Here is a 13,809-nt window from a genome sequence, read left to right as displayed (position 1 = left end):
GGACGATTTGAACCGTGGTCGGCCTTCCGGGGTAACGGCAAACCAGTCGCTTTGACCCATAGGCATAGGGGAAGCAGCGGCAAAACGCTGCTCTGCCGGCGATCGAGTTCTGGCGCGTATTTGGGCTGTACTGCTGCAAGGGACTGTACCGCCGGTAGGGTCCATATTGCGCTGGCGACGCAACGGACGAACGCAAAGTCTCCAATACCGGGAAGGAGGCCGCTTCCGCGACGTTACCGAAAGTCAGAAAACTTGCGCCAGACAATATGACTGCAGTCGCGCGCGCATAGAGAGGCTTCATCCTGCCCTCCACCTTCTGGCCAAGCCTCGTCCGGCGAGAGGCTACGCCTCTTCCTCCATCTTGAAAGTCGGCCGCTGTTTTCAAGTCCGCCCTTGAAGGGAAGCGCACGACGACGTCCATACTCTTTTGATGAAACCGGGAGGTCGCTAACGATTGCCGTAACAGAACGAACTATTCGATAAATTGAAATTGAGAGATATTCGTGTTCGGCTAAATATAGTGCCGTTAGCATATTGCGGCAATTGCAGTCTTGCCTGACCGAACCAGATCGCGACATCGACGGCTCGGGACCATCACGCCTGGCGCCGCCGGAAGCGCAAGAGGCGCTGCGCTTCGCGATCGTGCCATCGGTTCAGCCATGTTGGGAGGTTGAGTCCGTCACCGACCGAGCAACTGCAAGAGGGATGGAGCCTGTGATTCTTGAAGAAACAGCAAAAAGCAGCGTCAAGTCGGCGAGGTGGCGAATGTGGTCAGAACTGCGCGGACTGAAAGAAGAGATCGATTTTGGCACCCCGCCACGAGACGGATCGCCTGTAACGCTTGATATCGACGACGTGACCGTCACGGTTCCTGCGGGCAGTTCGGTAATGCTTGCCGCCGCGACAGCGGGCCGCGCTGTGCCGAAGCTCTGCGCCACCGATATGCTCGAGCCCTTTGGCAGCTGTCGCGTCTGTCTCGTAGAGATCGAAGGCCGCGGCGGGTTCCCGGCTAGCTGCACCACGCCGGTCGTGGAGGGCATGAAGGTCAAGACCCAGACCGAGACGCTGCAGCGCCTGCGCAAGGGCGTTCTGGAGCTTTACCTTTCCGACTTCCCCGAAAGCGAGATGGCGGACGGATGGAGCGAACTCCACGAAACGCTGAAGGCCGAAGGGATCGCATCCCATCCGTACGGCAAGGGCGGCGCCAATCACTTCGACGCGCCCGTCGACGCCTCCAACCCATACTTCCTGTTCGATCCCACCAAATGCATTGTTTGCAGCCGGTGCGTGCGCGCCTGCGGCGAGGTGCAGGGAACCTTCGCGATCACCATCGCCGGCCGCAGCTTCGAGTCCAAAGTCGTAGCCAGCCAGGATCAATCGTTTTTTGAGTCCGAATGCGTGAGTTGCGGCGCCTGCGTGCAGGCCTGCCCGAGCCATGCGCTGGTCGAGAAGAGTCTCTTCGAGGGAGAGTACAAACATGCCGAACCCGCTGAAGCCTGAAAGATCCGTCGTCACGACCTGCGCCTATTGCGGCGTCGGCTGCGGCTTCAAGGCCGAGACGCGCGGGGGCAAGATCGTGCGCATGACGCCATGGAAAGAAGGCAAGGCGAACCATGGCCACAGCTGCATCAAGGGCCGCTTCGCCTATGACTATTACAATGCGCCTGATCGTGTCCGCACGCCACTGATCCGCGCCTCGATCGACGACCCGTGGAAGCCCGTGAGCTGGCAGGAGGCGTTTGACTACGCGGCGAGCGCGTTCAGGCGCATCCAGGGCAAATACGGCGTTAAGTCGGTGGGCGCTGTCTCCAGCTCGCGCTGCACGAATGAGGAAATCTTTCTCGTTCAGAAATTCGCGCGCGCGGTGCTCGGCAACAACAATATCGACAACTGCGCCCGCATCTGCCACTCGCCGACGCAGTTCGGCCTGACCAACACCATCGGCGCGGGCGCGGCGAGCCAGCACTTCGATTCTATCCTTCAGGCCGACGTCATCATGGTTGTCGGCGCCAATCCGACCGAGGGCCATCCAGTCTTCGGCTCTCTGATGAAGCGGCGCATCCGCCAGGGCGCGAAGCTCATCGTAATCGACCCGCGCAAGACCGAGACCGTGGAATCCGCCCATTGCAAGGCCGACGTCCATCTTGCGATCCGTCCCGGCACGAATGTCGCGATCCTCGACAGCGTCGCGCATGTCGTCGTGCGCGAGAAGCTCTACAACGAAGAATTCGTGCGCGCCCGCTGCGAGGTGAAGGAGTTCGAGAATTGGAAGGCGCTTGTCGGCTCCGACAAATATGCGCCCGAAGTCATAGGCCCGCTCGCCGGCGTCGATCCGGCGGACATTCGCAAGGCAGCGCGGATGTATGCCGGCGGACCCAACAGCGCCATCTATTACGGCCTCGGCGTCACCGAGCATTCACAGGGCTCGACCGGCGTGATGTGCCTTGGCAATCTCGGCCTGTCCTGCGGGATGCTCGGACGCGAAGGCGTGGGCGTAAACCCGCTGCGCGGCCAGGGCAACGTGCAGGGCGGCAGCTGTCTCGGCAGCTGGCCTCATGTGTTCAGCGGCTATCGCTTCGTCACCGACGACGCCACGCGCTCGAGCTTCGAGGCGGAATGGGGCGTGCCGCTCGATCCGGAGCCTGGCCTGCGCCTGCCGAACATGCTCGACGCCGCCGTGGCTGGCTCGTTCAAGGGCATGTACATCATGGGTGAAGACCCGGTGCAGAGCGATCCGAACCAGCATCACGTCATCGCCGCGATGAAGAACATGGAGTGCGTCGTGCTCCACGATCTCTTCCTCAACGAGACGTCGAAATACGCCCATGTTTTCTTTCCCGGCTCCTCGTCCCTGGAGAAGGACGGCACCTTCACCAATGCGGAACGCCGCGTGTCGCGCGTGCGCAAGGTGATCGAGCCGCTCGCCGGCCTTCAGGACTGGGAGATCACCGTCAGATTCATGAACGCCATGGGCTACGACGTCTCCTACGACAATCCGGGCGAGGTTCTCGACGAAATTGCGCGGCTCTCGCCCAACTATCGCGGCATCAGCTTCGCGCTCATAGACCGCATCGGCTCGGCGCAGTGGCCCTGCAACGAGGATGCGCCCGAGGGCACCGAGGTGCTGCACATCGAGAAGTTTCCGCGCGCCAATGGGCTCGGCGCCTTCATGCTCACCGAATATGTGCCGACGGCGGAGCGCACCAACGACAAATATCCGCTGTTGCTGACGACGGGTCGAATTCTGTCGCAGTATAATGTCGGCACGCAGACCCGGCGCACGCCCAACTCCATGTGGCATCCAGAGGACCTGCTCGAGATCAACGAGCAGGACGCGCTGACCCGCGGGGTCAAGGACGGCGAGTGGGTGAAGGTGTCGAGCCGCTTCGGCGAAATCGAGTTGCGCGCGAAGATTTCCGAGCGGGTGAACCCGGGCGTCGTCTACACGACCTTCCATCACGCCAAATCGAAGGCGAACGCCGTCACGTCGGATCTGTCCGACTGGGCGACGAACTGTCCCGAATACAAGGTCACGGCGGTCGACGTCGTGCGCACCAACGGCCCCGCCGAAAACAGTCATCGCGAAGCGGAAAAGCCGCGGATCGAGGAAATGGAGCCGGCGGAATGAGCACGACGCAATCTGCTTCGCGGAGCGCCGACGCGCCGGTCATGGCGATTGATCGCATCGTGCTGATGGCCAATCAGATCGGCGATTTCTTCGCGCCCTATCCGCCGGAAAGGCGCGCGGAAGGCATCAGGAATCATCTGCGCACCTATTGGGATCCGCGGATGCGCGCCGAGTTGCTGGCGCTGGTCGAGATCGGGGGCGCGGGGCTCGCGCCCCATGTCGTTGAGGGAGCCAAGCTCCTTATGGACGAGTCGCATGCGAAGCCGGGATACTATGGGCCGCCGAAAGCGTGATCTATCCGAAATTGCGAGAGCATAGCGATAGAGGAAAGCGCAACGGCCGCGCCCTTTTGCCGCCCCTCATGCTGCGCGCCGGCGATCACGCCGCGAGACGCCCGCTGGCCTTCTATGACGCAGTGGGGCGCCGGCTGGCGATGCAGGGAGGCTCGCGATGAATGCAACGCCCTCCGCCGTCATCGACCGCGTCAAACGCAATCTCGTCGGCCTGAGAATGCCGCGCGCCCTCGAAATCCTCGACATCACCCTGCGCGGCATCGAGCGTGGCGAGACTACGGCGCTCGACGCGCTCGACATTCTGCTCACCGAAGAACTGACGCTACGCGAGAACCGCCGCGTCCGGATGGCGCTCCAGATGGCGCGCCTGTCCGCCGTCAAGACGCTCGCCGGCTTCGACTTCGCCTTCCAGCCGTCGCTCGACAAGAGCCGCGTCATGGCGCTCGCCGAATTGCAGTTCATCGATCGCGCCGAAGCGGTTCATCTCATCGGACCGCCCGGCACAGGCAAAACCCATCTCAGCCTGGCGCTCGGCGTCGAGGCGGTTAAAGCCGGCCGCAGCGTCTACTTCGCCTGCCTCGCCGACATCATCGCAACATTGGCCAAGGCCGAACGCGAAGGGGCGCTGCGGGAGAAGATCCGTTACTTCTGCCGCTTCTCGCTGCTGATCGTCGACGAGATCGGCTATCTGCCGGTTACGCCCGGCGGCGGCAATCTGTTCTTCCAGCTCGTCAACGCCCGCTATGAAAGGGGCGCCATGATCCTCACCTCGAACCGCGGCTTCGCGGAATGGGGCGAGATCTTTGGCGATCCAGTCGTCGCCACGGCGCTCCTCGACCGTCTCCTGCATCACGCCGTCGTCTTCCAGATCGAAGGCTCGAGCTATCGCCTGCGCGAGCACGCCGACCTCTTGCCCGAACATGTTCGGACGAAAGCCAGCATCCAACCCGCGCCAATCCCGCCGACCCTGCGTCGTCGCGGACGCCCGCCAAAAAACGGAGGCGCCGATCAGGACCTCGGCTGATCGCCACGCTCGCCAACTGGGGAATTTTACTCCGGCGCTTCTGGGGAAATTAACATCGGCATTTACAGGAATTTCTCGCCGAGAAAAAAATTCCCTTCGCGATCGAGTGGGAAGACTGGGTCGATCCCGAACCTCATCCGCAGCCGCCGCCGAGATTTTGACGACGCCTGTTAGTCATTTTGGCGCGGTTGGGAGATCATCTCTTGAGCAAATGGTGCACACCAAGGACGACGGGAAGCACGCCATCTTGCCTGCGGCAGGTCCGCCGGACCGCGCACGAATGCCCGTGACTCAGCCTCGTGAATCTGACGACAAAATGCGCCTCGACGGATCCGAGGTTGTTCGACTTGCAGTCGAACGACGACGACAGTTCTCCGCCGCAGCAAGGCGCGTGCGGAACGCCGCGCCGAGCACATCGCCTAACTGCGTCGGCCGACGGCGGATTGTCCGGCGCCTCGCTGGAGCGTCCGGCCTTACAAGGTCTTTTAGAGCAGGTTCGATCCCGTAAGATCGACATGATCGTCGTCTACAAGGTCGTCGCCTGACGCGCTCGCTCGCCGATTTCGCTAAGCCGGTCGAGCTCTTCGACGAGTTCGACGTCTCCTTCGTCTCGGTCACCCAGTCCTTTTACACCACCTCAAGCATGGGAAGGCTGACCCTGAACGTGCTGCTGTCCTTCGCTCAATTTGAACGCTGAAATCACGCCCAATAGATTGACCGAGCTGACGATCCCCTTTGCTCCAAAACCAATTCCCCGGAAGGGAGTTGTGCATGCGCCAATAAACCAGAGGACGATCGACGCCGAAACGCGGGAGGCGCTGCTGAAGGCGATTGCGCGTTCACGCAGATGGATGGAGACGATCCTTTCGGATAAGACCGCCTCCGTCGATGCCATCGCCTCGATCGAAGGGAAAGCGACCGCTGCAAAACCCCTCTCGTAACCCACGGAAATATTTGGCCCTCCCCTTCTCAACCGGGAGCCTTCAGAGCGAGGAAATCAGGGAGTTAGCTGGCTGTGCGCGCAGTCCACTGCGAACGCGTCTCCGCAACTAAATTCCCTGCTATCAGGGAAATTAACAGGGCATTTCAAAAAAGGGACGCAACGCGGTGTTTATGTACTCGTTAGGCCCGGCAAATCAGTGCTTTAATAAGCAAATTCCCTACGCCGCACAACAGGGAATTATTTTGACGGAACTGGGAATTTCATGCAGCGAGCTGGGAAACCAATCCAGTAAGCAGGAGGGCTGGACAGCCACTCGCCCCGACCAGGGGTGTCATATCTCAAGCTTGGCCGAAGCCCTCACTCGCTGGCGACCTCACGCAACCACTAAGAGAGGCTCGAGGCCCGCTTACCCAACGCGACGCATCCGCGCACGCCGCTCTCCCTGCAGGGAAACAGCCGGTTATCCCCGGGATGACGGTGCAGACGGCTGAGAGCAGTTACGGCCATCCCCACCCCGACAAGCAGAAGGGCGGCGTCGAGGCGATCGGCCGGCGGACGCGTTATAACAGGTCTGATTTGCGCCCCGCGGAAACGCGCTGCGCGCGGGCGTGACCAGATGGCGCGGGCGGGAGAGCACAGCCCTATGAACCTCGACGAGCTCACGATTGCTCGGACGTTGCACCTCTTCGGGTGTGGTGAACTGAGCGCCGTTGAATTGTGCCAAGCTTTTCTCGATCGTATTGAAGAGATCGATTGATCGGGCTCTACCTTGCGGTCGGTGTTGGAGGTGGACGCCCTCGCATCTGCGGAGGCCTTTGATCGTGCCCGCGAGGCCGGCGATGCTATTCCACCATTGAACGGCATACCGATCCTCGTGAAGGACAGCATCGACACTGAACCGCCCCGGATTCGCCGGAGGGGCCATTTTGTTTGAGTCACGCCGCCATGGCGCACTCTTTAAGTTGCGCATAATAGCGCGCTTCAGCTTCGGCTGGCGGAATGTTTCCGATCGGCTCCAGCAGTCTTCTGTTGTTGAACCAATCGACCCATTCGAGCGTGGCGAACTCAACCTGCTCCAGGGAGCGCCAAGGGCCGCGCCGCCAGATCACCTCCGCTTTGTAGAGGCCGTTGATCGTTTCGGCGAGCGCATTGTCGTAAGAGTCGCCGACGCCGCCTGCCGACGGCTCGACCCCGAAGTCCTTCAAGCGCTCGGTGTATTTGATCGAAACAGACGATATGACCATGCGGGTGGGAGACGGGGTGGCCCGTCTCCACGATGTGCAATCAGCGAGGGTTGCGCCATAAGCGCCTATCCTCATGCACAGGGAGACGGACCGCCATGGAGTTTAACAGCTACATCGGGCTCGATGTCCATAAGGAAACGATTGCCGTAGCCATCGCAGACGCAGGCCGAAATGGCGAAGTCAGATTCTTCGGAGAAATCGCCAACAACCCGGACGCGGTGGCGAACTTGCTGAAGAAACTCGGCGGCCGTCACGGCAAGCTGCACTTGGTCTACGAGGCCGGACCGTGCGGCTATGGTCTCTACCGCCAGATCCTCGCCGCCGGTCATGCCTGCGATGTCATCTCACCGGCCCACACACCGAAGCGCGCCGGCGATCACGTGAAAACCGATCGACGCGACGCAGCCATGTTGGCGCGCCTGTCCCGCGCCCCGCGATCGCTGTGATGGATGAGGCCGCCGCGAAGGGGCCGGCGCTCATGCACGGCTTGTTCGAGCGCGTCGAGCACAAAGCTCGTTTGCGCCGATCGAGAGGCGCGCCAGCCGACGATCCGCCGGGCAAAAACGTCGATGATGAAGGCGACGTAGACGAAGCCGGCCCAGGTCGCGACATAGGTGAAGTCCGCCACCCACAGCGCATTCGGCCAATCCGCCGCAAACTGCCGGTTGACCTTGTCCAGCGGGCAAGGCGTCGCCTTGTCGCTGATCGTCGTTTTAACCGGCTTGCCGCGGATGACGCCCTGCAGACCCATACGCCGTATCAGCCGTTCGACCGTGCAGCGCGCCACGTTCTCGCCATCGCGCAGCAACTGCCGCCAGACCTTGCGGGCGCCGTAAACGTCAAAGTTTTCGTCGAAAACTCGACGGATTTTTTCACAGAGTTCAGCGTCGCGCCGGGCCCGCGTCGAAAGTCGCGCAGGATCCTTATGTTGCGCCGCATGCGCCCAATAGGTCGACGGGGCGATCGGCAACACTTTGCAGATCGGCTCGACCCCGTACGCTTCCCGGCTTCACCGGCGGTCGAGCTCCGCCTGGGCAAAATAAGCGGAGGCCTTGCGTAAAATCTCATTCGCTTGCCGAAGCTCGCGGTTCTCCCGCTCCAATGCCTTCAGTCGAGCCCGCTCGTTCGTCGTCAGCCCAGCGCGGTCCCCCGCGTCGCGCTCCGTCTGCCGGACCCAGCGACGTAAACTTTCGCCCGTGCAGCCGAATTTCGAGGCGATCGACGTAATCGTCTCCCTTTCCGAGCCGTATTCGTCGCGATGCTCGCGCACCATTCGAACAGCCCGCTCTCGAACTTCAGGTGAAAAACCCTTCGATGTCTGCTTCGTTTCCATAGCCCCAATCTCTCAACAGTTGGGGCCTCCGGCAAACCCGGGGCGGTTCAACAACGCGGATAGGACGATGACCACTTCCGGTTCCATCGCGATGCTTGGCAACGTCGCCCAGCGTGACGCCTTCGTCGTACTTGGCAAGGCCAACATGACAGAGTGGAGCTATATGCGTTCCGCGCGGATCAGAATATCCGCTCTGCCTACTTCCCTTCCACGACGCTGACGAGATCGAAGTGACGATTGACGCCGGCATGGATCAGATTGCCGTTGAAGCGCGTCGAGCTCGTCGCGCCATAGGCGTAGAAGCCGTCCGGCTGCACGGCGAAAGTGGCGGCCTGAGCGGTTCCGAGATCGTAGCGTAGATAATCGACCTTCACGCTCCAGTCCGGCGCAAACATCCACTCGGCGCCGCCGCCCGCCGTCCAGCCGATGAGACTGTCCTGATAGACCGGATTGACCAGGGTCTGGTTCGTCGCCCCGATGCGCCGGGTGAACAGCGCGGCGTTGGAGGTGACGCCGCCATAGGCCATGCCGCCCGTGCCGTAAACAGCGAGCGTCGGCGTGACGAGATAGCCCAGCCGGCCGCGGATCGTGCCGAGATAGTTCAGCGTCGCGGTGCGTTGCGCATAGGTGGCGAAGCTGTCGCCGCCCGCGGCTGTCAACGCGGCCTGCCATTTAGTGTCGGTATTGCCTGAAACGCCGTGAAGATCCGCCTCCGCCCCGACGAGGAAGCTGTCGGCGAACTTCCAATTGGCGCCGATCTGCAGGCCGCCGATGAAGCCGGCGAGATGGTTCGTCTGGTTGATCGGCGTCGCGCTCGCGGCGATCGCCGGACTTGCCGCCGCCGGTCTGAAGGGCCACGGCTGAACGATCGAGCGGGGATTCGACCAGGACCCGCCCCCGTTCAGCCCGACGTAAACATCCGACCAGCTCGGCGGCGGCGCAGGCGGCGCAGCCTCCTTTGCCGGCCCATGTGGCGAGAAGAGCGCGAGAAAATCCGAACCCGGCGGCTTGGTGATCGGGTTGCCGTCGCCAAAGGCGTTGGCCGAGACTTCGAGATAGAAGAAGTCGGTGGGGCGCGCGGTCAGACCGTTCGTCGTGGTCGTCTGTCCGGGAAAGGATTGCGGGAAGTAAGGCTGCCATGCGACAGGCGACGCGAAGCTGGAGGTGAATGAGCCGGGCCAGAACCTCGAATAGCTCGCCGTCATATTGATGAACGCATTCAGCTTATAGCGGATGCGCAGATCATATTCCGTGCCAAGGAACGTGCCCCTGTTGCCGAGCGGCGCGAAGAGATTGGCGCGGTCCCAGGCGGCGGCGGCGCTGGCCAACCAATAGGCGCTGAAGGCGGTGTCGACCTGGAGATTCTTGAAGGGCGAGAATTCGAGACGCGCCTTCGCGGCCTTGATGTTGTTCCACGCAATGTAGTCATTGCGGGAGAACGGCTGATTGAAGCCGTAGAAAATGTCGAAGGTCTGGTTGACGCTGTCGAAGGGGCTCTTGTTTCCGGTCCCATAGATGTAATCGGCGCTGAGGCGCGGCTTCCAAAAAAGGTCAGAGAATGTGTAGCCGAGTTCGACCGAATAGGCGATGGCGTCATGCTGGACCGTCGTCTGTATGGCGTTTTGAACAGCGCCGAATCCGCGAAATTCGCCGGTCTCGCCCATCTGCTTATTGACGTCGGCGTCGTAGTCAAAGTCGCCGAGCACGCCGTAGACGCGCAGGCCCGGCGCATAGGTGCTTCTGTGGAGCTTTAACGCATTCGACGTGTTGAGGAGATCCGCATATTGCTTGCGGCCGAGGAAATACGGCTGGATCGTTGCATATTCCGACCACCGGCGGATGCTCAACACCGTGCCATATATCCAGTTTCCCCATTCGGGCCTGTCGAACTCATAGGGATAGCGCACGACCGGCCGCATCAGGAAGCTGTCGATATCCCAGTCGTTGTCCTTCTTGCCCAGCCTTAGGCGAAAGCCTTCGAAATTATTTGTCGTGTTGCGGAACTCATTGTTCGCGATCAGACGCCTGTCGAGCAACTCCAAATGGAAGCGGCCGGCGCGAATGCTGAGCGGCCGATCATTGCCGAGATCGTCCTTGCCAAGCGCGTCCTTGAAATAGAGCTCTGCGAACGCCTGGATGAGATCGGTCTGATTGATCTCCTGTCCCTGCAATTGATAGAGGCTGTTGTAGGCGCGCGAATCCTGAAATTCGACGACGAAGCGCAAGGGATCCAGGACGTTCTGGACGCCGAGATAGGCGCGCGTCCGCGACAGCCATAGCGAGTTGGGGAAATATCGTCTTGTCGACGTCCAAGGATTCGTCGTCGTGTTCGTCCACGGCCGATAATCGTCCTTGCGGTATTCGAAGCGAACGCGCGTATCGAGGCCGACATTCAGCCAGTCGACGCCTTCGAATTCCTTGTAGGTCTTGCCGAGATTGCGGACATAGGGCGGGATATCGGGCTCCTGCGACTCCACGCCTGGACGAGGTTGATGAGGAGCAGCGCGGCGAAGGAGATCGCCAGCATGATCGTCGCGATGTCGGTGGCGCCCGCGACATCATACTGCTCAAGTTTCACGACGATGAGCAGCGGCGCGATCTCTGAGACGTAAGCGATATTCCCCGCGATGAAGATCACCGAACCGTATTCGCCGATCGCTCTGGCGAAGGCGAGCGCAAAACCGGTCAACAAGGCCGGCACCAACCATTTTTTATCAGTGGGGCCGAGCGCAAAATGTTTTCAGACCCTGACATGGCGAATAATTCTTGGATGCGACCCAGCTTGCATGCTTCAGCGGAGTCGCTGCTAGCCGCAGTTGAACAGGTGGAAACTCTTGGTGAATGGTTGGAAGAACGCATGTTCGATGCGAAATATCCAGCACGACGGCACGAGCAAAACCTTCGCCGCTGAGCGGCGAGCGTCCATTACAGCTGGGCGAACACGTTGGCGACTTGCTGAGCCTGCGAGTGTCGGTGGCGAGCCTTGAGAACGCGGCGAGCGTTGAGCGTGTCGGCTATGGCGCGCGGCGACGGTGCGCCACCGACTTACGCAGTCCGGATCGTGGGCGGGCGCGACAGAAGTGAGAAAGTTCGACCGTCGGCCGCGTTCGAGAGCGTTCACGGGGACTGTCGAATCGAGGCCGAAGTAACTCACCAGCTTTTGTGGCGAGAAGAAACGACAGACGTCGCCGATGGCCGCAACGATGCCGGCCGCCACGATGAGATTGACACCCGTGATCGTCAGCAACCGCGCAATGGCGGGATCGTCGAGCGCGTCGGCGACGATCTCCTTGTCGATGACCGCCAGATCATCGGTCAATCGGTCGAGTTCGCGGACGTGCCGCTCGAGCGCGTTGCGTTCGTCTTTGGGCACAGGCTGGCGCAACAACCAAGCCCGTCCAACCCCGCTGAACAAATCAGCATGTGGGCAGCGGGGGACAATATGCGCGTGCAGAGGCGAGATTTAGATAGCCGCCGATGACGGACCCTGCCGGTCGGGTGAACGGTCAAATTCAGATCGGGGCACGCGCCGTCTGGAAAGCTCGACGCGCGCGGCTGCCAGTCGCAGCTTCGCGACTGTCGCCGCGGTCAGTGCCTTTGCCAACGTCAAATCCTGAGTAACGCTGCGGTAACGAAATGGAGCCGTTACGCCGTGTTTCCCCAAGTTTATAACTTGCGCAGACATTGGCGTAAAACATATGATTAAAAAAGATAAATCAGGATTGGATTTTTTGCGCCGTGTTAGGCTATGTTAGGCGCGGTACCGCCTTCCTAAACCCAAGGTCACAGGTTCGAAACCTGTCGGAACCGCCAATGAATTGCAATGCCTATTGGCCTCGCCGCGCGATGACACAGCTGCGCATCGCACAACATGCCAACCGAACCTCGGCGGTCAGCGCCGCAACCTTTGGTTCTGACGGCTGCTCCGGCTGAGGACTTTGGCCAATAGTTTAAGAATGGACGGGACATTCGATGACCGACAAAGGCGAAGCAAAAGACAATTCGGCTAAGGTGCCGCGCCGCAGCGTTCGCATCACGGCCAACCTCATCATGATCGCGCTGTGTCTGCTGATTATGGAGGCCGGTTTTACGTTCTATTATTATATTTCTGAAGGAAAACTCACGGACCCGCAAACGCGCGAAGAAGCGCATAATACCTTCGTGGCGCAAATGGGGTCCAAAACCAACGCCAAATGCCGCTACATGGACACGGTCTATCCGCACCCTTATCTGACCAATGTTCACGTCGACAATCCGCCCTGCGAGAACGCCAAATTCGAGTTGAATAATCTCGGCTTGTTTGGACGCGATTTCCCTTACAAAAAGGGAGGTGACGCGTTTCGCATCATGATTAGCGGCGGTTCGGTGGCGGCCATGTTTGGCCAACAGAACAAGGACAAGCCGAATTTTCTCGAAGAAGAACTCAACAAATGCTATGCGCCTCCAGAAGGCCGGAAGGCGTTCGAAGTTTATAACGGCGCCGATGGTGGCTGGAAGCAGCCACAACAAGCGATCATGACTCTTCTTTTCGGCGAAGTGTTCGACGGCATCGTAACGCTGGAAGGCTTCAACGAAAAAGATATGCTGCTCGATAAATGGACGTCCTGGTCAAAGCGTTTTGAATGGCCGTCGAACAATTTCATCCTTGTGAATCCTATCGCATCCGGCAGCTATTTTCCGCTTCTCGGCGGCGCGGCGCTGAACTCATTCTATTCGCTCTATTCCAGCACGCCGCTCTTGCGTTCGTCGAACGCGATATATTTCCTCGTCGACACGGCTCGCACGAAGCTGAACGACTCGATCGTCAAGAACATGGCGTCGCTTCATAAGTCGCATCTGACGATCTTCTCCGTGCCCAAGGAGTGGAGTCGCGAAGAGGTTTTCGATTACAATTTGAATCAGTATAGAAAGTATTTCAGAATGACCTCCGCGCTTGCCCAGGCGCAAGGCGCAAAAGTCGTGTTTTTCATCCAGCCCTCTCCCGTCTACGGCAAGACGCTGACGGAGGAGGAAAAAGGCGTTGTCGGCGACCTGAGCTACAAGGATTTGTATCTCACCATGACGGATACATTGCTCATGCTGAAACAGGAAGGGATCGCCGTTTACAGCTTGCTGGATGTTTTTTCGCAAGCTCCGGACACGGTCTACGCAGATCATATTCACTTCTTTGCCGACCCCGACACTGGAGAAAGCCTCGGCAACCGCCTTGTCGCCAAAGCGATCGCCAGGCGCCTCGCTGAGGAATGGCGGCTGGACAAGATGTGTAACGATTGACGCGAACTTTCGGCCAGCAGCGACGGCGTCGCACGGGGGGAGACGTCGCCCCGGCCGCGCGCCCCCCGCC

General features: G+C 60.3%; 7 protein-coding genes, 6 pseudogenes and 1 other annotated feature. Of the genes and pseudogenes, 7 read left to right on the top strand and 6 right to left on the bottom strand.

All coding sequences use genetic code 11. The features are described from left to right. Positions 1 to 765: 765 nt before the first annotated feature. The 4 genes and pseudogenes from fdhF to AC0X69_RS15840 form a co-directional block, all read left to right on the top strand. Positions 766 to 3,628 (top strand): annotated as a pseudogene (gene fdhF, locus AC0X69_RS15855) (formate dehydrogenase subunit alpha). After that, the gene (locus AC0X69_RS15850) at positions 3,625 to 3,921 is read left to right on the top strand and encodes a formate dehydrogenase subunit delta (protein WP_482608717.1); all 297 of its coding nucleotides are present in this window, start codon (positions 3,625 to 3,627) and stop codon (positions 3,919 to 3,921) included. Before fdhF ends, AC0X69_RS15850 begins: the two are co-directional and overlap by 4 nt. A 157-nt stretch (positions 3,922 to 4,078) precedes the next feature. Next, complete coding sequence (gene istB, locus AC0X69_RS15845) at positions 4,079 to 4,945, top strand: IS21-like element helper ATPase IstB (RefSeq protein ID WP_482608716.1); 867 nt, start codon at positions 4,079 to 4,081, stop codon at positions 4,943 to 4,945. A gap of 299 nt (positions 4,946 to 5,244) precedes the next feature. After that, positions 5,245 to 5,639, top strand: a pseudogene (locus AC0X69_RS15840) (recombinase family protein); the annotation flags it as partial. On the opposite strand, the gene AC0X69_RS15835 reads toward AC0X69_RS15840, so the two are convergent. Continuing rightward, positions 5,583 to 5,891, bottom strand: coding sequence for a hypothetical protein (locus AC0X69_RS15835; RefSeq protein WP_482613462.1), 309 nt, complete (start codon positions 5,889 to 5,891; stop codon positions 5,583 to 5,585). The pseudogene AC0X69_RS15840 and the gene AC0X69_RS15835 sit on opposite strands and share 57 nt — an antisense overlap. A gap of 775 nt (positions 5,892 to 6,666) precedes the next feature. Between AC0X69_RS15835 and AC0X69_RS15830 the strand changes: the two genes are divergently transcribed. Beyond that, positions 6,667 to 6,822, top strand: coding sequence for an amidase family protein (locus tag AC0X69_RS15830; protein ID WP_482613419.1), 156 nt, complete (start codon positions 6,667 to 6,669; stop codon positions 6,820 to 6,822). A 1-nt stretch (position 6,823) separates the two neighbouring features. Here AC0X69_RS15830 and AC0X69_RS15825 read toward each other — a convergent pair. Further along, positions 6,824 to 7,117, bottom strand: a pseudogene (locus tag AC0X69_RS15825) (integrase core domain-containing protein); the annotation flags it as partial. Between the two features lie 110 nt (positions 7,118 to 7,227). Here AC0X69_RS15825 and AC0X69_RS15820 point away from each other — a divergent pair. After that, positions 7,228 to 7,563: pseudogene (locus tag AC0X69_RS15820) on the top strand (IS110 family transposase); the annotation flags it as partial. Here AC0X69_RS15820 and AC0X69_RS15815 read toward each other — a convergent pair. The 4 genes and pseudogenes from AC0X69_RS15815 to AC0X69_RS15800 all read right to left on the bottom strand — a co-directional run. Then, positions 7,557 to 8,465 (bottom strand): annotated as a pseudogene (locus tag AC0X69_RS15815) (IS3 family transposase); the annotation flags it as partial. The pseudogenes AC0X69_RS15820 and AC0X69_RS15815 overlap by 7 nt on opposite strands. Then, positions 8,088 to 8,178 (bottom strand) — a sequence feature (AL1L pseudoknot). (Overlaps the previous pseudogene by 91 nt.) A gap of 197 nt (positions 8,466 to 8,662) precedes the next feature. Beyond that, the gene (locus AC0X69_RS15810) at positions 8,663 to 10,942 is read right to left on the bottom strand and encodes an alginate export family protein (protein ID WP_482608715.1); all 2,280 of its coding nucleotides are present in this window, start codon (positions 10,940 to 10,942) and stop codon (positions 8,663 to 8,665) included. Next, positions 10,858 to 11,169, bottom strand: a pseudogene (locus AC0X69_RS15805) (hypothetical protein); the annotation flags it as partial. The gene AC0X69_RS15810 and the pseudogene AC0X69_RS15805, both read right to left, overlap by 85 nt. Positions 11,170 to 11,271: 102 nt before the next feature. Further along, on the bottom strand, positions 11,272 to 11,682 hold the full coding sequence (locus AC0X69_RS15800) for a hypothetical protein (protein WP_482613418.1): 411 nt from the start codon (positions 11,680 to 11,682) through the stop codon (positions 11,272 to 11,274). A gap of 755 nt (positions 11,683 to 12,437) precedes the next feature. Here AC0X69_RS15800 and AC0X69_RS15795 point away from each other — a divergent pair. Beyond that, positions 12,438 to 13,739, top strand: a complete 1,302-nt coding sequence (locus tag AC0X69_RS15795) for a hypothetical protein (RefSeq protein ID WP_482608714.1) — start codon at positions 12,438 to 12,440, stop codon at positions 13,737 to 13,739. The last annotated feature ends 70 nt before the right edge of the window (positions 13,740 to 13,809 follow it).

Source organism: Methylocystis sp. Uni0008, assembly GCF_056838045.1.
This window is presented reverse-complemented; position numbering and strand designations above follow the sequence as displayed.